This is a genomic window from Pseudomonas sp. URMO17WK12:I12, from assembly GCF_000514395.1.
In the GTDB taxonomy this organism is placed as follows: domain Bacteria; phylum Pseudomonadota; class Gammaproteobacteria; order Pseudomonadales; family Pseudomonadaceae; genus Aquipseudomonas; species Aquipseudomonas mucoides.
On record NZ_AZVV01000011.1, the window covers coordinates 149,252 to 168,281 of the forward strand.

Consider the following 19,030-nt stretch of genomic DNA (forward strand, 5'->3'; position numbering starts at 1 on the left):
CACCTTTTGTAACGCTATAAGCCGAGCCATGACCCGTCTACTGCGCTACACCCTGCTGAGCCTGTTGATCGTGACCGGCGTGATCGCATTGCTGATTTACAACCTGACCTGGCGCCCCGCCCCCAAGGAAGTGCTGCCGGTCAGTTGCACGACTCAAGCGCCCACCCTGGTACCCGGTCAGGCATTAAAAGTGATGACCTGGAACGTTCAGTACCTGGCGGGTAAACGCTATGTGTTCTGGAACGACCTCGCGCAGGGCGCCGATGAAAACCCCACCCCCGAAGACATGGCCTTCAGCCTCGACGAAGTGGCGCGGGTGATACGCGACGAAAACCCTGACATCGTGTTGTTGCAGGAGCTCGATGACAACGCCAAGACCAGCGATTACCAACACCAGTTCAAACTGCTGCAAGAGCGGGTCGCCGACCTGTATCCGTGCAGCGCTTACGCATTCGACTGGAAGGCAGACTTCGTGCCGGATCCGCATATCTTCGGTAGCGTCGGCCGGCAACTGGCGACGCTCAGCCGCTACCAGATCGAACATGCCGAACGCCTGCAATTGCCGGTCGCGCCGGCCAACCTGATCAGCCGCCAGTTCAAACCGAAAAACGCCTTGTTGGTGTCTTACCTGCCGTTCAACGACGGCGGTCAGATGGCGGTACTCAACACCCACCTGGACCGCCTCATCCAGCCCGACGAAACCCTGCAAGCCCAAGTAACGGCTGTTGCCAAGGTCCTCGACAAATTCGAAGGCCGTGGCACGCCGTGGTTGATCGGTGGCGATTTCAATCTGTTGCCGCTCGGGCAGTTTCGCCGACTGCCCGAGGAACAACGCACGCCCTACTCGGCCGACAGCGCGCTGCATGTGCTGTGGGACAAGTACCCGATGATCCCGACCAACAACGAAGCCAGCGGCGCTGATCGGGCCCAGTGGTTGACGCATTACCCGAATGACCCCGGCTTGAGCGGCCCGGACCGCACGGTTGATTACCTGTTCTACAGCCCGCGCCTCAAGCGGGTCGAGGCGATGGTGAGGCAGGACGATACGTTGCGCATCTCTGATCACTTGCCGGTGATTGCGCGGTTCCTGCTACCTGCCAACTGACAATACGAAACCTGTGAGAGCGAGCTTGCTCGCGATGACGTCGTGTCAGTCGAGATCAATGTAGCTGGAACACCGCAATCGCGAGCAGGCTCACTCCTACAGGGATGGGTGCAGGGCCGGCGTTAATGCACCTCTTCCAGGTCGTCATGCAATAGCCCGAAGATCTTGCGCTTCATGTCGATGAACGAGCGCTCCATGACCATGTCCAGGGTCCGTGGGCGTTCGATCGGCACATCCAGAATCTGCTTGATCCGCCCAGGCCTGGCGCCCATCACGTAGACCCGATCGCCGAGCAAAACCGCCTCGTCGATATCGTGGGTCACGAACAACACGGTCTTCTTGCTGTTGCCCCAGACCCGCAACAACAGCTGTTGCATTTGCAGGCGCGTCTGGCTGTCGAGCGCACCGAAAGGTTCGTCCATCAGCAGGATCTGCGGATCATTGGCCAGCGCGCGGGCAATCGCCACACGCTGCATCATGCCGCCGGACAGCTGCTTGGCGTAGTTATCGGCAAACCCGCTCAGGCCCACTTCATTGACGTAGTAGTCAACGATCTCCTTGCGCTGGGCAGCCGCCATGCCGCGACGCTTGAGGCCGAATTCGACGTTCTGGCGCACGGTCAGCCAAGGGAACAGCGTATAGCTCTGGAACACCATGCCGCGGTCAGCACCCGGCCCCTGCACTTGCTGGCCACCGACGTAGATCTCGCCCTCGGTGGGTTCGTTGAGGCCGGCGGTGAGGTACAGCAAACTCGACTTGCCGCACCCCGAAGGTCCGACCAGTACGGCGAATTGTTGGTCCGGCACCTCGAACGACACCTGCTCCAGCGCAGTGAACATGCCGCCGTCAGGTTTCTGATAGCGCAGGCTGACCTTGTCCACTTGCAGCCTTGGAGCGGCCTGCACCGGGGCGGCCGAGGGTGTGACGAAGCGAGGGTTGACGGCGCTTACTGAGCCCATGCGGCGATCCTCAGACGTAGGAAACGGAACAGCTGATCGGTGACCAGGCCCAACAGGCCGATGATCGCGATTGCCAGGAAAATCACATCCACTTGAAAGCCACGCATGGCTTTAAGGCTCAAGTAACCCAGGCCACTGGAAGCGGCGACCAGTTCGGCAACCACCAGGTAGGTCCAGGCCCAGCCCATGGTTACGCGCAAGGTGTCGAGCACACCCGGTAAAGAGGCCGGGGCGATCACATGCAGCACCGCGTCGCGACGGGTCGAGCCCAAGGTGTAGGACGCGTTGATCAAATCCTTGGAGATGCCTTTGGACACGTCCGCGATCATCACCAGTTGCTGGAAGAACACACCGAAGATGATCACCGAGACCCGCTGCTCCAGGCCGATCCCGATCCACAGAATGAACAGCGGCACGAACGAGGTGACCGGCAGGTAGCGGATGAAATTGACCATCGGCTCAAGGAACGCCTGGACGATACGGAAGCTGCCCATCAGCAACCCCAGCGGCACCGCCACCAGCGACGAGACAATGAAACCGACCATCACCACTTCGAGACTGGCCCACACATGCAGGCCAAGGGTGCCGTCGCGGCCCAGGCGTACGGCGGCTTCGGCCACCGCACCCGGTGTCGGCAGGAACATGCCCGGTACCACACCGCCATAGGACAATCCCGCCCACAGGCCGATCAACAATACCCAGGCCAAGCCGCTTGCGCTCCAGATCACCTGCACCGGCAGGCCGGTCTTGGGCGTGATGCAGCGGCTCAGCCATGAATTGCGCTTGAACATGCAAACCTCCTACAGCGGGGTGACGAAACGGTTGTCGATCAAATCGTCATTGCTGACGTTGTAGGGTTTGCCCTGCAATTCACTGGCGGTTTCATTGGCCAGTTTGATCAGCGGTTCGCTGTCGCCCGGCTTGCCTGGCGAGCCGAGGAGTTTTTCGCTCATGGCCTGATCGTAGAAGCGCACGCCTTGCGCGGCGGCGGCCAGTTCCTTCGGATCGGCGAGGTAACCACCAACGCCTTTGGCCATGATTTTGTAGGCTTCCTGCGGATGGTCCTTGGTGTACTGGACCGCTTTGTACAGACCGGCGACCAGGGCCTTGACGTCTTCCGGCTGCTTTTCGATGACGGCGCAGTTGAGTGCGACCACATCGACAATCACGCCCGGCGTGCTGCTACTGTCGATCAGCACCTTGCCCTGTTTCTTGTCACGCACCATCGACAGATGCGGCTCCCATGTCACGGCGGCCGGCACCCGACCGGCGATGAACGCGGTAGCCGCGTCGTCGGCTGTCATGTTCTGTACGGTGATGTCGCTCATGGTCATGCCGTGTTTCTTCAGCAAATACGACAACCAGAACTGCGAGGTCGACCCTTCGTTCACCGCCACCGCTTTGCCTTTGAGCTCCTGCAGACTCTTGACGTCCTTGCCCACCAGCACGCCGTCGCCACCATGGCTGTCATCCAGCGCGGCCACAGCCTTGAAGCAGAATTGCGGACGGTATTTCAGCACTTCGTCGATGGTCGACGCCGAGCCCGACAACTCGCCCGAGGCCTGCGCGGCCATGTACATCGAAGCCTCTTCGACGACGGGCAATTCGACGGTCAAGCCGTTTTCCTTGAAGTAGCCCAGGTCCTGAGCCAGGTAGAGGGTGCCGTAGCCGACCCAGGTGGTGTGACCGATAGAGAGGGTGCCGGCCTGGGCGCTGGTGGCGACCGTGGCGGCGATGGCGGTGATCGCCAATGGATGAGCGATGCGGGTTAGCAAGGACTTGATCATGGAGCACTCCCAAAGCTGTTGATTTAGTTTTGATGGGCAGTACGGCCAGCGGCCCTGGACATCAGCTGTCACCTCAGGTCTCTGATGGACCTTGTGGCGGGCAGCATCGGGCTGACTGGCGAAGTCGATGTTGGCCCAGTGCGGGGAGAAGGAAAATTAGGAAATATGTCGAGGCGAATGATGAAAAAGCTGTGTAGCGCGCACCGCGAAAGAGCGCTGTGGGCGGGGATGCCCGAGGTGGGTGCACGATTGGAAAACGGTGGTGAATGGACGATAGCTATCGCGGGCAAGCCCGCGCCCACAGGTCCCGTGTCATGCCCGGATTACGAGGCCGACACAATTCCTGTGGGAACGGGCTTGCCCGCGATAAGGTCCGAAGGACCTTCCGACACTCTTAGAGTCGGCCGTATTCCTGAGCAGTACGATCCACTGCTTTCAGGGTCTTGCCCACCAGCTCATCAATCTCCTCACGACTGGCAATCAACGCCGGCGCCATGATCATCCGCCCCAGCGTCGAACGAATAATCACCCCCTCTTCAAAGCCAATCGTGCGGCAACGCCACGCAATGTCGTTCTCGTTGGCAAAGCGCTTGCGGCTGGTTTTGTCCTCGGCCAATTGCAGCGCCGCGACCATGCCGACACCCTGAATATCCCCCACCAACGGGTGATTGCCGAACACCTCGCGCAAGCACTGTTGCAGGTACGGGCCGATTTCATCCTTGACTCGCGTCACCACGCCCTCATCACGCAACGCCTTGAGGTTGGCAATCGCCACCGCCGCCGCTACCGGGTGCCCGGAATACGTCAGGCCGTGGGCAAACACCCCGCCTTGTTCCACCAGCACGGTGGCCATTTTCTTCGACAGAATCAGCCCGCCCATCGGGATGTAACCGGAGGTCAAACCCTTGGCAATCGACAGCGTGTCCGGCTCGAAACCGAAGTATTCGTGGGCGAACCATTCGCCAGTGCGACCGAAGCCGCCGATCACTTCATCAGCGCACAGCAGCACGTCGTACTTGCGGCAGATGCGCTGGATTTGCGGCCAGTAACTCTCTGGCGGAAAGATCATCCCGCCCGCCCCCTGGAACGGTTCGGCAATGAAGCCGGCGACCTTGTCCGCGCCCAGTTCGAGAATCTTTGCTTCCAGTTGCTGCGCTGCCCGCAGGCCAAATTCGGCCGGGGTCAGGTCGCCTTCGTGGGCGAAAAAGTACGGCTCGTCGATGTGCTCGATATCGGGAATCATGCCGCCCATTTCGTGCATGAACTTCATGCCACCGAGCGCCGTCGCGGCCAGGGTCGAGCCGTGGTAACCGTTCCAGCGACCGATCATGATTTTCTTCTCGGGCTTGCCGAGAATCGTCCAGTAACGCCGCACGGTGCGGATCAGCACCTCATTGGCCTCAGACCCGGAGTTGGTGTAGATCGCGTGGCTGTAGTGCCCCGGCAGCAGGCTGAACAACAGCTCCGACAGCTCAATCACCTGCGGGTGAGTGGTGTGGAAAAACATGTTGTAGTACGGCAGTTGCTCAAGTTGCCGAGTCGCTGCCGCCGCCAGGTCTTTGCGACCGTAACCGAGGTTGGTGCACCACAACCCGGACATGCCGTCGAGGTAGCGCCGACCGTCGTTGTCCCACAGATGCAGGCGTTCGCCACGAACCATCACCCGGGGTCCTTCGTCATTGAGTGCCTTCTGATCGACGAATGCATGGATGTGGTGCGCAGCGTCGGCGGCCTGGTAGTCGCGGGTTTCACGTGGTGTGGTCATCGCCAGTTCTCCGTTTTGTTGTTAGCGGCTGTTATGAGCGCAGCTGAAACCAGGTGGTCTTCAACTGGGTGTATTTATCGAATGAATGCAGCGACAAGTCACGGCCGAAACCGGACTGTTTGCCGCCGCCGAAAGGCACGGTCACGTCGAGTGCATCAACGCTGTTGACCGATACGGTCCCCGCTCGCAATTGCCGCGCCACACGGTGGGCGCGATTGAGGTCATCGGTCCACAGCGACGCAGCCAAACCGTAGACGCTGTCGTTGGCCAGTTGCAAAGCGTTGGCCTCGTCATCGAATGCGGTAACCGCCAGCACCGGGCCGAATACTTCGTCGCGAAACAGCGGCATGTCCGGGGTCACGCCGGTGAAAATCGTCGGCTGAATGAAGTTGTCAGAGCCGTTGAAAATCGACTGCCGGCCACCGCACACTTTTGTCGCGCCCTGGCGTTCCGCTTGCTGGATGAACTTCATGATGCGCGCGGTCTGGCGGCTGTCGACAATCGCCCCGGCGCCGCTCGACGGGTCCAGTGGATCGCCCGGCAGCCAGCGTTCCGCGTGCGCCATGAGGCGTTCGACGAACTCGTCATGAATCGAGCGTTGCACCAGCAATCGCGAATTCGCCGAGCAGACTTCGCCCTGATTGAAGAAGATCCCGAACGCGGCTTTTTCAGCGGCCAGATCGAGGTCCTGACAATCGGCGAACACCAGGTTCGCGCTCTTGCCGCCGCACTCCAGCCATACCTGCTTGAGGTTCGACTGCGCAGAATATTGCATGAAGTATTTGCCGACTTCGGTAGAGCCGGTGAACACCAGACAATCCACATCCGGGTGCAAACCGAGGGCTTTGCCGGTCTGCTCGCCGAGGCCCGGCAGCACGTTCAATACACCTGCTGGCAAACCCGCTTCCAGCGCCAGTTCAGCCAGACGCAGGGCGGAAAACGGTGATTGTTCGGCGGGCTTCAGAATCACCGAGTTGCCGGCGGCCAGGGCCGGTGCGAGTTTCCACGCGGCCATGTCCAGCGGGAAATTCCACGGCACCACGGCCGCGACCACACCGAGGGCTTCACGGGTGATGGTCGCCAGTACGTTTTGCGCGCTGGGGGCGATCTGGTCGTAGAGTTTGTCGAGGCTTTCGGCGTACCAGCGAAACACCCCGGCCGCGCCCGGCACGTCGATGTTGTAGGCGTCCATCACCGGTTTGCCCATGTTCAGCGAATCAAGCAGAGCCAGTTCTTCACGATTGGCCATGATCAGGTCAGCCAGGCGCAGTAGCACCTGTTTGCGCTCACCGGGCGAACGCGCCGACCAGGTGCCGGCTTCAAATACCTGCCGCGCATTGCTGACGGCAGCGTTGACCTCTTCATCGCCACACGCGGTCACGTTGGCCAGGCATTGCCCGGTGGCCGGGTTGATCGCGGCGAATGTCTGGCCGGACTGCGCCGAACGGCGTTTACCGTCGATCACGGCCTGGTCGGGAAACTGCAGCGCTGCGGCTTTGTTTTGCCAATATGCAAGCTCGAACACGTTCAGATGCTCCAAGGGCTTTTCTTGTGATTGGATGGTGGCCCAGCCCCGTGTCCACGAAAAATAGTAAAAATGTTTTCGCAGACCATGAAAAAACTGGGCAGCCAACCTCCCCCGTGGCGCGGTATGTGGTTATTGTTCAAGCACAACAACACCGTCGTCAGAACGGACGCAGTCGGCGCGAATATTGCCTGGATGTCTGGATCATCCACCCCGAGGTTTGCCGTGGCTGCCTACAACTTGCGTCAACTGAAATACTTCATCACCACCGTCGAATGCGGCAGCGTCGCCGAGGCTTCGCGCAAGCTGTACATCGCCCAGCCGGCGATTTCCACGGCGATCAAAGGCCTGGAAGACAGCTTCGGCGTGCAACTGCTGATCCGTCATCACGCCCAAGGCGTGTCCTTGACGCCGAGCGGCGCGCGCTTCTACCGCAAGGCCCAGGAGCTGTTGCGCATGGCCAAGGAGTTCGAACAGAACGCCTTGGCCGACAATGACGTGGTGTCGGGACAGATCGACATCGGCTGCTTCGAAACGGTCGCGCCGCTGTACTTGCCGCAATTGATTGCCGGATTCTCGGCGCTGTATCCGGGGGTGAAAATCCGCATTCGCGACGGCGAGCAACAAGAGCTGGTGCAAGGCCTGACGTCGGGCACCTTCGACCTGGCGATCCTGTACGAACACGACCTCGACGCCACCATCCAGACCGAACCGTTGATGCCGGCGCAGCGACCCTATGCGTTGCTGCCGGCAGACCATCGCTTTGCCCAACTCAAGCAGGTATCGCTGCGCGACCTGTGCCTGGAGCCGATGATTCTGCTGGACGTGCAACCGAGCCGGACGTACTTCGTCAGCCTGTTCGAGGAATTGAACCTGTCGCCGAACATTGCCTTCAGCTCACCGTCGATCGAGATGGTGCGGGGGATGGTCGGGCAAGGGTTCGGCTTTTCGATCCTGGTCACGCGGCCGCATTCGGAATGCACTTACGACGGGCAGAAAGTGGTGTGCGTGGATATCGTCGAAGAGGTCACTGGTTCGGGATTGGTGGCGGCATGGTTGAAGCGCGGGCAACTGACCAAACCCGCGCAGTTGTTTGCCGACTATTGCCGGGAGCAACTCACTGCCAAGGCCGGGGCAAGCACATGAGCCAAGTGAAATCCTGTGGCGAGGGAGCTTGCTCCCGTTCGACTGCGCAGCAGTCGCATCTCCATTGCATGCGGTGTATCTGACACATTCAGGCGGCCGACTATGGGGCCGCTTCGTGGCCCAACGGGAGCAAGCTCCCTCGCCACAGTTTTTGTGTTCTACCCCAAGAGTTACTTGCGCGGTTTGATCCGAGCGGTGGCTTCGGCCACCAACGGATCATCCGGCCAATAATGCTTCGGGTACCGCCCCTTCAAATCCTTCTTCACCTCGGCATAGGTGCTGCGCCAGAAGCTCGCCAGGTCCTGAGTTACCTGTACCGGCCGCCGCGCAGGTGACAGCAGATGCAGCTTGACCACTTGCCGGCCACCGGCAATGCGCGGGGTCTCGGCCAGGCCGAACAGTTCCTGCAAACGCACCGCCAGAATCGGCGGCTGCTCGCTGTAATCCAGACGAATCGACGACCCCGACGGCACGCTCAGATGATGCGGCGCCAGCTCATCGAGCCGTTGCGGCAGCGGCCACGGCAGCAAGTTATGGACGATGCTCGACAGGTCCAGGTTGGCAAAGTGGCTGAGCCGCGAGACTTTGCCCAGATACGGCATCAGCCAATGTTCAAGGCTTTTGAGCAGCGCAGCATCGCTGACGTCCGGCCATTCACTGTCGCCCTTCCCGGCCATATCCAACTGACGCAACAAGGCCACCCGCGCCTGCCACTGACGCAACTCCGGAGTCCACGGCAACAGCTCCAGCCCTTTACGCCGGACCAGATTGACCAAGGCCTGACTGCGCGCAGTTTCATCGAGACCGGTCAACGGTTCGCGGCTCAGGATCAGTTCACCGACCTTGCGCTGACGTTCGGCGCGCAACACACCTTCGCGCTCATCCCAATCCAGTTGATCGACGATGCGCACTTGCTCGGCGAGCACCGAGTCGAACAGCGCCGGATCGAAATCCGCCGCCAGATAAATCCTTTCCTCCCGCTGGCCCTGACGACTGCCGAGATCGGCAATCACCAGCCATGCCTGTTTCATCAGGCTGTCAGCCTCGGCGAACAACGCGGCGCGGCCGTTGGCCAAGCGGTATTCCGCCCCCCCGGCACGGCGCTGCTGGGCAACACGGTCGGGATAAGCCAGCGCCAGCAGTGCGCCGAGCCAGCGCGGATGATCCGGATCGCTGACCGGCTCCGAGGCTTTGCCACGCAGATAACCACGATATTGCCGCGCCAGTTGCCGGGCCCGTTGAACGCCACCTTGAGCACCGCGCGCGGCACGTTCTTCGCCGGACAACAGCACCAAGCGACTGTGCAGATCGGCACCCGCGCCGCGCAAGATATCGCGTTCACCGAGCAATGCCGCGACATCGCAGGCCATGTCGGCCAAGCCGAGCGCCTGGCCGCGTAACAACAAATGCGCGATACGCGGATGCGCCGGCAGTTCGGCCATGGCCTGACCGTGTCGGGTCAGCGCTTCACCGTCCAATGCGCCCAGTCGATCCAGCAAGTCCTGAGCCTGGGCATAGGCGGCGGCCGGCGGGACATCCAGCCAAACCAACTGACCCGGCGTCACGCCCCAGCGACCGAGTTGCAACGCCAGGCCGGCGAGGTCCGCCGAGAGAATTTCCGCACTGGCGTAGGCCGCCAGTTGTTCATGCTGATCCTGTGACCACAAGCGATAACACACCCCCGGCTCCAAGCGCCCTGCCCGGCCCGCGCGTTGCGTGGCGCTGGCCTTGGAGATGCGTTGGGTGTCGAGGCGGGTCATGCCGCTGCCGGGGTCGAAACGCGGTACCCGCGCCAACCCCGCGTCGATCACCACGCGCACGCCATCGATGGTCAGGCTGGTCTCGGCGATGTTGGTCGCCAGCACCACTTTGCGAAAGCCTGCCGGCGCTGGATCAATCGCCGCGCGTTGGGCATTCAGGTCCAGTTCGCCGTGCAGCGGGCACAGCAGCACCTGCGGGCTATCGCCCAAGGCATCAGCCAATTGTTGATGGACCCGACGGATTTCCGCTTGTCCCGGCAGGAACACCAGAAGGCTGCCGGTTTCATCGTTCAAGGCCTCAAGGATGGTCTGCACCACTCGCGGCTCGATGAACTCACCGGGCTGGAACGGCCGCCCCCAGCGCATCGCCACCGGGTACATGCGACCTTCGCTGCGCAGAATTGGCGCATCGTCGAGCAACCCGGCCAGGCGTTCGCCCTCCAGGGTTGCCGACATCAGCAGGATTTTCAGCGGTTGATCGTCGCGAAACAGCTCCCGGCCATTCAGGCTAAGGGCCAACGCCAGGTCGGCGTCGAGGCTGCGCTCGTGGAATTCATCGAAGATCAGCAGGCCAACGCCTTCCAGCGCCGGGTCGTCCTGCAAGCGCCGCGTGAGGATGCCTTCGGTGACCACTTCGATACGGGTCTTGGGCCCGACTTTGCTGTCGAGGCGAATGCGATACCCGACCGTTTCGCCAACCTTCTCACCCAATTCACTGGCCAGCCGCTCCGCCGCCGCCCGCGCTGCCAACCGGCGCGGTTCAAGCATCAGAATGGTCTGCCCGGCCAGCCAGGCCTCGTTGAGCAAGGCCAATGGAACACGGGTGGTCTTACCGGCGCCGGGCGGTGCTTCGAGCACGGCTTCGTGGCGTATCGCCAAGGCGTCACGCAGCGCGGGTAAAACTTCATCAATCGGCAAAGAAATCATGCTGGCTCCCCAGGGCGTGCCCACAGTAAATTGTGAGTCACGTTGAAGCTGTGGACGTTCCAGGCAAGGCGCGGGACGCAGGTAAAGGTCGTTTCCTTGCCAAGTCCCGCAACGCAGCATGGCGCGTCCACAGCTTCAGCCCGGAGGGCCGAACCCCGAAAAACTTCATCAGCCGTTGCGCGTTGCCGATCTGAAAAAAACAACATCAATCCTCAACTATCCCAATGGGGGTGAGACGCGGCCGCAATTTACTGTGGGCACGCCCTGCCGGCGCGAGTATAACGGCGAACTGCCAGGCGTTCGTAAGGGTCCTAATTCATACCGACGCCTTTTCGTTTTGAAATTACCCAGGAGATTTCATATGCGTGTTCCCTTTCGCCTGATTGGCGGTGTGTTGGTTGCAACCCTGCTCACCCAAGTGACCGCTTGCGGCTCGATTTTCTACCCCGACCGCCGTGGGCAAATCGACGGCAAGATTGACCCGGCCATCGCCGCGCTGGATGCCGTGGGCCTGTTGTTCTACATCATCCCCGGCCTGATCGCGTTTGCGGTCGACTTCGCCACCGGCGCGATTTACTTCGAGCCTGGCAAGACGGCTCAGGTCGATCCGGAGAAGCTCAAGGAAGCGATCGGAGCGGACGGCAAGGTCGATAACCACAAGTTGCAGACTATTCTCGAAACTGAACTGGGCCGCAGCTTCCCGCTGGACGACCCACGCCTGATCCAACACAAAGGCAGCACCCAGCAACTGGCCCTGCTCGGCCTGCAACCCGCCGCGTAATCGGTGCACCAAAAGGAAAAGCTGCCCCTATGATTTCCAGCTCCGAACATGCCCGCCTGCTGCGGCTGGCGACCCGTGCCTCGGTGGCGGTGGCGTGTACGCTGATCGTCGCCAAGGCCATCGCCTGGTGGTTGAGCGGCTCGGTGAGCATGCTCGCCGGGTTGACCGACTCGACGCTCGACGGCGTCACGTCGCTGCTCAACCTGCTGGCAGTGCATTACGCCTTGCGCCCGGCCGATGACGACCATCGTTACGGGCATGGCAAGGCCGAGTCGCTGGCGGGCATGGCCCAGGCGTTGTTCATTGGCGGCAGTGCGGTGTTGATTTCCATGCAGGCGATTGACCGGCTGCAACACCCGGAGCCGGTCGGCGCGCCGTGGATCAGCATCGGGGTGATCGTGTTTTCCCTGGTGCTGACGCTGGCGTTGCTGATGGTGCAGCATCGCGTGGTCAAGGCCACCGGCTCCAACGCGGTGCGTGCAGACTCGCTGCATTACCGCTCGGACCTGCTGCTCAATGGCAGCATTCTGGTGGCGCTGGTGCTGGCCGGGTTTGGCTGGCATCAGGTCGACCCGTGGTTCGGTCTGGGGATTGCCGCGTACATTCTCTGGAGCGCGATTCAGATCGCTCGGGAAAGCTTCACGGTGTTGATGGATGCAGAACTGCCACCGGATGTCAGTCAGCACATGCTGGAACTGGCGTGCAGCGTGCCGGGTGTTCTGGGGGCGCATGATTTGCGTACACGGATTTCCGGTAACCAGTGGTTCGTGCAACTGCACCTGGAATTGCCGGGGGATTTGACGCTTTCAGTTGCCCACGGCATCAGCGATCAAGCCGCCGATGCCATCCACGCCGCCTACCCGCGAGCCGAAGTGCTGGTGCACGCCGACCCGCAGGAAGTGGCGTTGGCCACCAGGACTCAGAAAGAAACCTGATAGCCGCGACTACTGAGGCAATTGCCCTGGGCCTGGCGGTAGGCTTGCACCACCGAAGGATCCGGTTGGTAGGTGGCGGTTCTTGGATCGAAGCCGCTTTGCTGCACCGCGTATTGATAGCACTCGTAGCCGTCCTGACTGACTTGCTCCGGTGACTGACCGTTGGCGGGATAGGCCGTGACGTCATAACCATTGCTCGTCGGCTGAGGCTGCGCTTGCACGGGCGGTTCGACCACGACGTAGTCCTGAGTGCTTTCCTGATAGGCGTAATACGAGCCTGCGGCCAGGAACAACAACGCTCCGCCAATCCATACTTCACGGGCGTAATCGGGCAAGTAACTCACACGAATCCCGCGCGGCGGCTGCACCACCACGTAACGCGGGCCTTGCGGGCGATACCAGTAGCCGCCGGAATAGAAGTAATCCCGACCGCCGTAAGGCACGCGGTAATCGCGATCCGGGAAACGATCGATCACCTGACCGGGCCGATACTGCGGACCGGGTCCCCAACCGTTGCCGTGACCATTCGGGCGCCCTGCCCAGTAATGATCATTGGGGTGTGCGCCCATACCGCCGGTTTGCCACTGCTGGTTGTATCCGTTGTTGCGCGGATTGTCCTGATAGTACCCACGCTGCGGCTGCTGGGTCTGGCGCACGGTATCGGGCCGGCCCTGAATCGGCAGGTCATTGGCGGGTAATTGCGGCGGCGGTGGCGGCGAGCGAACCGGGTTGTTGTAGTCGTGCTGCGGTCGTGGCTGGTTCTGGTTCTGCCATTGACCGTTGTTTTGGTTTTGGCCGTTATGTTCAAACTGGCGGCTGTTTTCGCCACGAATGATCTCGTTGTTCTGCGGACGGGGCTGATTATTCTGCTCATTGTTCTGCGGGCGTTGCTGATTGTTGCCATGCCCCTGACCGTTGCCCTGATGGCCATCCGGCCCATGCTGCCCGCCATCGTTTCCACGGTTTTGCTGATCATCGGCCAGCGATTGTGCAGCGACACCAACACACAGCAAACCAACACCGGCCAAACGCCAGATGCGCGACTTCATGCTTTTCCTCACTGCGGGTTAGGGCCTGTACGTAAGACTGGAAAAGCACAGACCGGTTCTGCAACAGGTTATCAGTCGCGAAACTTATTTATTGAGGGCAGAAGAGAAATCGCGGGCAAAAGAAAAGGGAGACCCGTCGGCCTCCCTTTGAGAACTTCGTCCGTGCTCGACGCTTATGACGCCGGCTCACCTCACGCCGTCTTCTGGACAGTGTGTAGCTCGGGGGCCGGCACATCCCCGGTGGGGGTGGCGGCCGCGACTGGCCTGATTGGGCGAGTCGCTGTGGACTGTTTGTCCGAGCAGTGATTCTGGTGATAAGAATAGGCCTGAGGCGCCGGCAGAGGATTGCTAAGATTGCTCAAATAAACATCACTTGCGCAATTTTTAACCCTGGATAGATAATCTGCCGCAATAGTTACGACAAAGGCCTGATTGATGAGCAAACTCGACCGATACGACCTGAGCATTTTGGCGGAATTGCAGCGTGACGCGCGCATCTCCAACCAGGAACTGGCCGAACGCATTGGCCTGTCGCCTTCGCCATGCTCGCGCCGGGTCAAGCAGCTGGAAGACGACGGCTACATCACCCGTCAGGTCGCCCTGCTCGACCGCAAAATGCTCGGTTTGAGCCTGACGGCCTACGTGCTGATCGGCATGGACCGACACACACCCGAGCGGTTCGAAAACTTTGAAGCGGCGATTCGTACCTTGCCGCAGGTGCTGGAATGCAGCCTGGTGACGGGGATGGATGCGGATTATCAGTTGAAGGTGGTGGTGCCCGATATGGATCACTATCAGAAACTGCTGCTGGGGCACCTGACCCGGATTGAAGGGGTGACGAGTGTGCGGTCGAGTTTTGTATTGAATCAGGTGCTCAATAGCACTGAATTACCGCTGACTCATTTGCGCAGCTGAGGACGCCATCGCGAGCAAGCTCGCTCCCACACTGGATCTTCTGAGCACCAAAGATCCCCTGTGGGAGCGAGCTTGCTCGCGATAGGGCCGGCACAAGCGACGAATGACTGCGACACACCGACGCAGGTCAATACATCGCCAATCCCCCGTGGCGTATACTCGCCGCGCCCTTTTAGCCGCGCCTGCGCTGGAGATGTTCGATGGATCCTGCAGTATTTGAAGAGTGGATGATGACGGGCCTTGTCAGCATCCTGATCATTTTCATGGGTTTCATCGTCTGGGATCTGGCGAAGAAGTCCAAGGCCGGGCGCTTTGGCTCGATGATTCTGTTCTTTGTGCTGGGTCTGGGCGTGGCCGCGTTCGTGATCAAAAGCGTGGTGATCGGCCTGATCGAATCCGGCACGTTATAAACGCGCCGGTACTTCTTTCCACTGGCCCTGATCGAGCCCTTCGATCGTCCAGTCGCCGATTCTGACCCGCACCAGCCGCAATGTCGGCAAGCCGACCGCCGCCGTCATGCGCCGCACCTGACGGTTTCGCCCCTCACGAATCACCAATTCCAGCCAACTCGTGGGTACGCTTTTGCGAAAGCGCACCGGCGGGTTGCGTGGCCACAGCTCCGGTTCTTCAAGCTGCCGCGCCTCGGCCGGCAGCGTCATGCCGTCGTTCAGTTCAACGCCATCACGCAAACGCTGCAATTGCTCGGCACTCGGCTCGCCTTCCACCTGCACCCAATAGGTCTTGGCCAGTTTGTGTTTCGGGTCGGCGATCCGCGCCTGGAGCTGGCCATCGTTGGTCAGCAGCAGCAAGCCTTCACTGTCGCGGTCCAGCCGTCCTGCCGGGTAGATTCCGGGAATCTCGATGTAATCCTTGAGCGTCGCCCGCCCTTCGCCGTCGCTGAATTGGGTCAACACGTCGAACGGTTTGTTGAACAGGATCAGCTTCGGCTCGGCCGGCGGCGCCTTGGCGACACGGCGCGGGGCTGAGGATGGTGTATTCGCGCCAGGACGGCGAGGAGCGGGACGTGGTGGACGGGGCATGGGGAAAGAAACATCTAACGGTCAGGGCTGCTAATGCTAGTGCTCTGACCGTTAAATGACCATGACTGTTAGCGGAACGGTGGCTCGTCGAAGCTGCGCAGTTTGCGCGAATGCAGCGAGTTGAGTTCGGTGCGCAACAGGTCCACCGCTTCGATGCCGATCTTCAAGTGCTGGCTGACCGCGCGCTCATAGAAGGCGTTGGCCGAGCCCGGCAGCTTGATTTCGCTGTGCAACGGTTTGTCCGAGACACACAGCAACGTGCCGTAAGGCACCCGCAAACGATAGCCCTGGGCGGCGATAGTGCCGCTTTCCATGTCCACTGCGACAGCGCGCGACAGGTTGATCAACGGACGCTCCTGCGCCCAGCGCAATTCCCAGTTACGGTCGTCATACGTCAATACCGTGCCGGTACGCAGGCGTTTCTTCAGCTCGTCGCCTTTTTCGCCGGTGATGTTGGCCGCCGCTTGCTGCAACGCCATCTGCACTTCAGCCAGGGCCGGAATCGGAATGTTCGGCGGCACGACCCGGTCGAGAATCCCGTCGCGGCGCATATAAGCGTGCGCCAGCACGTAGTCGCCAATGGTCTGGGACTGACGCAAGCCACCGCAGTGGCCGATCATCAGCCAGCAATGCGGACGCAACACCGCCAGGTGGTCGGTGATGTTCTTGGCGTTGGACGGGCCGACGCCGATGTTCACCAGCGTCACGCCGTGGCCATCGCTGGCGATCAGGTGATAGGCCGGCATTTGGTAACGGTGCCAGACCACGCCCGCAGCAATCGCCGAGGCTTCGCCGTGGTCCATGCTTTTTTCGATGATGACGTTGCCGGGCAAAATCATGCGCACAAAACGCGGGTCGCTGCGCAATTGCTCCAGGCCATGGACGATGAACTGGTCAACGTAGCGGTGGTAGTTGGTCAGCAGGATCCACGGCTGCACATGACGCCAGTCACTGCCGGTGTAATGCACCAGTCGACGCAGGGAAAAGTCCACCCGCGCGGCGTCGAACAGCGCCAGCGGCAGCGGGTCGGTGTTTTCCCAATCGTACAAACCATCGGCAATGCCATCGGTGGCGGCCGACAAATCGGTGCTCGGGAACACCCGCGCCAGCACCGCAGCGGTCACGCCGGAGCCGGCCAGTTCATCGCCCTGCTCGACCACGTACGGATAAGGAATGTTTTGCTGGCTGACGCCGACTTCGACGGTCACGGTGAAGTCGTGCATCAATGGCACGAGTTGTTCCAGCAGGTATTTACGGAAAGCGGCCGGATGGGTGACGGTGACGCTGTAGGTCCCCGGCAGTTGAACCTTGGCGTAGGCACGCGTGGTCTGCGGGACTTCGCCTTGGCAGTGATAGGTCAGACGCAGTTCAGGATAACGAAACATCGCACGCTGTTCGGCGTCCGGCTCGACACGATCCTTGAGGTAACGCTTGAGCGCCTGGTTCAGCGCGGTGGTTGCACGATTGTGCAAGAGCGCAAGCCGGTCCACGGCTTGCTCGGCGGTTTGAACGACAATAAAAGCTTCGGTCACGATCAGCATCCTGTGTTCTGACTTGCAGACCTTCATCTTGCCTGCATCGTCGCTTCACGGGAACAGTGGAATGTTGCCAGTACAGCAATTCTCAGACACCACTGAACCTGTGGGAGCGGGCTCAGTGGTGTTCATCGCGCTCAGAAACCTTGCGGGGTTGCGCGGGCGACAATCGCTTCCACTTCCAGCCCTCGCGGCAACGCGCCATACACCCGCCCGGCCGAGCCTAGCCGACTGGCAATAAACGCATCACTGACCGCCGAATTGCCGGCCTCCAGCAACAGTTTGGCCTGGAGCCCCAATGCAATATCTTCGGTGAGTTGCCGCGCGCGGTACTGAATGTCGCTGGTGTCCTTGAATGCCGCCTGCAACTGGCTGATGTGCGCGGCCAGGCGTTTGTCGCCATGACCATCGCCCAGTTCGCTGAACAACACATCCAGCACACCCGGTTCCTTCGACAAGGCGCGCAACACATCCAGGCACTGCACGTTGCCGGAACCTTCCCACGTCGAATTGACCGGCGCCTCTCTATACAGGCGCGGCAGGATGCTTTCTTCGACATACCCGGCGCCGCCCATGCATTCGGCGGCTTCATTGATCATCGCGGGCGCTCGTTTGCAGATCCAGTATTTACCCACTGCCGTTACCAGTCGGGCGAATTTCGCTTCATGGCTGTCGTCCAGATGATCCAGCGCCTTGCCCATGCGCAGGCTCAACGCGAGGGCGGCTTCGCTTTCCAGCGCCAGATCGGCGAGCACGTTTTGCATCAACGGTTGTTCGCTGAGCCGCTTGCCGCCAACGCTGCGGTGCGCGCAGTGATGGCTGGCCTGGGTCAGCGCCTGACGCATCAGCGCGCTGGAACCGACCATGCAATCGAAGCGGGTCATGGCAACCATCTCGATGATGGTCGGCACGCCACGTCCTTCTTCGCCGATCATCCACGCCAGTGCCCCACGGAATTCCACTTCGCTGGAGGCGTTCGAGCAATTGCCCAGTTTGTTTTTCAGGCGCTGGATGTAGAACTGATTGCGCGTGTCGTCGGGGCGATGGCGCGGCAGCAGGAAACAGGTCAAACCCTTATCGGTCTGCGCCAGGGTCAGGAACGCATCGCACATCGGCGCCGAACAGAACCACTTGTGTCCCACCAGTTCGTAAGCCTGGCCCGGGCCGCTGGCGCCGACCGGATAGGCCTTGGTGGTGTTAGCGCGCACATCGGTGCCGCCCTGCTTCTCAGTCATGGCCATGCCGATGGTCACACCGGCCTTGTGGGCCATGCCGACATTGCGCGGGTCGTATTCGGTCGAGAGGATTTTCGGCAGCCACTGCTCGGCCAGATCCGGTTGCAGGCGCATCGCCGGGACGCTGGCGAAGGTCATGGTCAATGGGCAACCGCTGCCGGCCTCGGCCTGGCTGTGCAAGTAACTCATGGACGCGCGGGCCACATGGGCACCGGACTGTGGATGCGCCCAGGGCAACGACGTCAGCCCGTGCTCGACGGCAGTGCGCATCAATTGGTGATAGGCCGGGTGGAATTCCACCAGATCGATGCGATGGCCATAACGGTCATGGCTGACGAATACCGGTTTGTTCTGATTGGCGAGGAACCCGGCCTCCATCAGCGACCCGCCGGCCAGTGCGCCATAGGCGTCGATCCGCGACTCGGCCCAACCGGCCCCGAACCGTCGCGACCACTCCTGCAGCGGCAGGTCGATGCGGTAGAGGTTAGTGCCGTCCAGCGACGGTGGCTGGTTGGTGACTTCGTGGGTTTCGGCGAACTGATGCAGGTTCATGACGGGGCTCCTTT

16 protein-coding genes are annotated in these 19,030 nt (G+C 61.0%); 6 read left to right on the plus strand and 10 right to left on the minus strand.

What is annotated here, in order from left to right; genetic code table 11:
* Positions 1-28 precede the first annotated feature (28 nt).
* Entirely contained in the window at positions 29-1,105 is a 1,077-nt protein-coding gene (locus tag D882_RS0116475; protein ID WP_027924260.1) for an endonuclease/exonuclease/phosphatase family protein, read from the plus strand.
* Positions 1,106-1,227: 122 nt separating this feature from the next.
* Here D882_RS0116475 and D882_RS0116480 read toward each other — a convergent pair whose 3' ends face one another.
* The 5 genes from D882_RS0116480 to D882_RS0116500 all read right to left on the minus strand — a co-directional run bounded on the left by D882_RS0116480 (position 1,228) and on the right by D882_RS0116500 (position 7,141).
* Positions 1,228-2,064: an ABC transporter ATP-binding protein gene (locus tag D882_RS0116480; RefSeq protein WP_027924261.1), complete on the minus strand. Its 837-nt coding sequence runs from the start codon at positions 2,062-2,064 to the stop codon at positions 1,228-1,230.
* Entirely contained in the window at positions 2,052-2,855 is an 804-nt protein-coding gene (locus D882_RS0116485) for an ABC transporter permease (protein WP_027924262.1), read from the minus strand. Before D882_RS0116485 ends, D882_RS0116480 begins: the two co-directional genes overlap by 13 nt.
* Before the next feature lie 9 nt (positions 2,856-2,864).
* The gene (locus tag D882_RS0116490; RefSeq protein WP_027924263.1) at positions 2,865-3,851 is read right to left on the minus strand and encodes an ABC transporter substrate-binding protein; all 987 of its coding nucleotides are present in this window, start codon (positions 3,849-3,851) and stop codon (positions 2,865-2,867) included.
* A 394-nt stretch (positions 3,852-4,245) separates the two neighbouring features.
* A complete protein-coding gene (locus tag D882_RS0116495) occupies positions 4,246-5,616 on the minus strand; it encodes an aspartate aminotransferase family protein (RefSeq protein ID WP_027924264.1) in 1,371 nt (456 codons plus the stop codon).
* A gap of 31 nt (positions 5,617-5,647) precedes the next feature.
* A complete protein-coding gene (locus D882_RS0116500) occupies positions 5,648-7,141 on the minus strand; it encodes an aldehyde dehydrogenase (RefSeq protein ID WP_027924265.1) in 1,494 nt (497 codons plus the stop codon).
* Between the two features lie 225 nt (positions 7,142-7,366).
* Between D882_RS0116500 and D882_RS0116505 the strand changes: the two genes are divergently transcribed.
* The gene (locus tag D882_RS0116505) at positions 7,367-8,287 is read left to right on the plus strand and encodes a LysR substrate-binding domain-containing protein (RefSeq protein WP_027924266.1); all 921 of its coding nucleotides are present in this window, start codon (positions 7,367-7,369) and stop codon (positions 8,285-8,287) included.
* Between the two features lie 170 nt (positions 8,288-8,457).
* On the opposite strand, the gene hrpB is transcribed toward D882_RS0116505, so the two are convergent.
* Positions 8,458-10,974, minus strand: a complete 2,517-nt coding sequence (gene hrpB / locus D882_RS0116510) for an ATP-dependent helicase HrpB (RefSeq protein WP_027924267.1) — start codon at positions 10,972-10,974, stop codon at positions 8,458-8,460.
* A gap of 361 nt (positions 10,975-11,335) precedes the next feature.
* On the opposite strand from hrpB, the gene D882_RS0116515 reads away from it, so the two are divergent.
* Together D882_RS0116515 and D882_RS0116520 are read left to right on the plus strand one after the other, a co-directional pair.
* Entirely contained in the window at positions 11,336-11,755 is a 420-nt protein-coding gene (locus D882_RS0116515; RefSeq protein WP_027924268.1) for a hypothetical protein, read from the plus strand.
* A 29-nt stretch (positions 11,756-11,784) separates the two neighbouring features.
* Positions 11,785-12,690, plus strand: a complete 906-nt coding sequence (locus D882_RS0116520; RefSeq protein WP_027924269.1) for a cation diffusion facilitator family transporter — start codon at positions 11,785-11,787, stop codon at positions 12,688-12,690.
* Here D882_RS0116520 and D882_RS0116525 read toward each other — a convergent pair.
* The gene (locus D882_RS0116525; protein ID WP_027924270.1) at positions 12,675-13,739 is read right to left on the minus strand and encodes a DUF6515 family protein; all 1,065 of its coding nucleotides are present in this window, start codon (positions 13,737-13,739) and stop codon (positions 12,675-12,677) included. The genes D882_RS0116520 and D882_RS0116525 overlap by 16 nt on opposite strands.
* A 435-nt stretch (positions 13,740-14,174) precedes the next feature.
* On the opposite strand from D882_RS0116525, the gene D882_RS0116530 reads away from it, so the two are divergent.
* Complete coding sequence (locus D882_RS0116530; RefSeq protein ID WP_007894448.1) at positions 14,175-14,654, plus strand: Lrp/AsnC family transcriptional regulator; 480 nt, start codon at positions 14,175-14,177, stop codon at positions 14,652-14,654.
* Positions 14,655-14,854: 200 nt separating this feature from the next.
* The gene (locus D882_RS0116535; RefSeq protein ID WP_027924271.1) at positions 14,855-15,064 is read left to right on the plus strand and encodes a DUF2788 domain-containing protein; all 210 of its coding nucleotides are present in this window, start codon (positions 14,855-14,857) and stop codon (positions 15,062-15,064) included.
* Here D882_RS0116535 and D882_RS0116540 read toward each other — a convergent pair.
* The 3 genes from D882_RS0116540 to D882_RS0116550 all read right to left on the minus strand — a co-directional run bounded on the left by D882_RS0116540 (position 15,059) and on the right by D882_RS0116550 (position 19,016).
* Complete coding sequence (locus D882_RS0116540; protein WP_027924272.1) at positions 15,059-15,694, minus strand: pseudouridine synthase; 636 nt, start codon at positions 15,692-15,694, stop codon at positions 15,059-15,061. The two genes, D882_RS0116535 and D882_RS0116540, sit on opposite strands and share 6 nt — an antisense overlap.
* A 68-nt stretch (positions 15,695-15,762) precedes the next feature.
* Positions 15,763-17,262, minus strand: coding sequence for an AMP nucleosidase (amn, locus tag D882_RS0116545; RefSeq protein ID WP_172825928.1), 1,500 nt, complete (start codon positions 17,260-17,262; stop codon positions 15,763-15,765).
* 104 nt (positions 17,263-17,366) lie between these two features.
* Positions 17,367-19,016, minus strand: a complete 1,650-nt coding sequence (locus tag D882_RS0116550; protein WP_027924274.1) for an acyl-CoA dehydrogenase family protein — start codon at positions 19,014-19,016, stop codon at positions 17,367-17,369.
* Positions 19,017-19,030: the final 14 nt, after the last annotated feature.

What these genes read in the sequence shown, in the direction of transcription:
- D882_RS0116535 (WP_027924271.1), top strand. Translation starts at nt 14,855, where the DNA reads ATGGATCCTGCAGTATTTGAAGAGTGGATGATGACGGGCCTTGTCAGC.
- hrpB (WP_027924267.1), bottom strand. Translation starts at nt 10,974, where the DNA reads ATGATTTCTTTGCCGATTGATGAAGTTTTACCCGCGCTGCGTGACGCC.
- D882_RS0116475 (WP_027924260.1), top strand. Translation starts at nt 29, where the DNA reads ATGACCCGTCTACTGCGCTACACCCTGCTGAGCCTGTTGATCGTGACC.
- D882_RS0116520 (WP_027924269.1), top strand. Translation starts at nt 11,785, where the DNA reads ATGATTTCCAGCTCCGAACATGCCCGCCTGCTGCGGCTGGCGACCCGT.
- D882_RS0116490 (WP_027924263.1), bottom strand. Translation starts at nt 3,851, where the DNA reads ATGATCAAGTCCTTGCTAACCCGCATCGCTCATCCATTGGCGATCACC.
- D882_RS0116525 (WP_027924270.1), bottom strand. Translation starts at nt 13,739, where the DNA reads ATGAAGTCGCGCATCTGGCGTTTGGCCGGTGTTGGTTTGCTGTGTGTT.
- D882_RS0116540 (WP_027924272.1), bottom strand. Translation starts at nt 15,694, where the DNA reads ATGCCCCGTCCACCACGTCCCGCTCCTCGCCGTCCTGGCGCGAATACA.
- D882_RS0116480 (WP_027924261.1), bottom strand. Translation starts at nt 2,064, where the DNA reads ATGGGCTCAGTAAGCGCCGTCAACCCTCGCTTCGTCACACCCTCGGCC.
- D882_RS0116485 (WP_027924262.1), bottom strand. Translation starts at nt 2,855, where the DNA reads ATGTTCAAGCGCAATTCATGGCTGAGCCGCTGCATCACGCCCAAGACC.
- D882_RS0116530 (WP_007894448.1), top strand. Translation starts at nt 14,175, where the DNA reads ATGAGCAAACTCGACCGATACGACCTGAGCATTTTGGCGGAATTGCAG.
- amn (WP_172825928.1), bottom strand. Translation starts at nt 17,262, where the DNA reads ATGAAGGTCTGCAAGTCAGAACACAGGATGCTGATCGTGACCGAAGCT.
- D882_RS0116550 (WP_027924274.1), bottom strand. Translation starts at nt 19,016, where the DNA reads ATGAACCTGCATCAGTTCGCCGAAACCCACGAAGTCACCAACCAGCCA.
- D882_RS0116515 (WP_027924268.1), top strand. Translation starts at nt 11,336, where the DNA reads ATGCGTGTTCCCTTTCGCCTGATTGGCGGTGTGTTGGTTGCAACCCTG.
- D882_RS0116495 (WP_027924264.1), bottom strand. Translation starts at nt 5,616, where the DNA reads ATGACCACACCACGTGAAACCCGCGACTACCAGGCCGCCGACGCTGCG.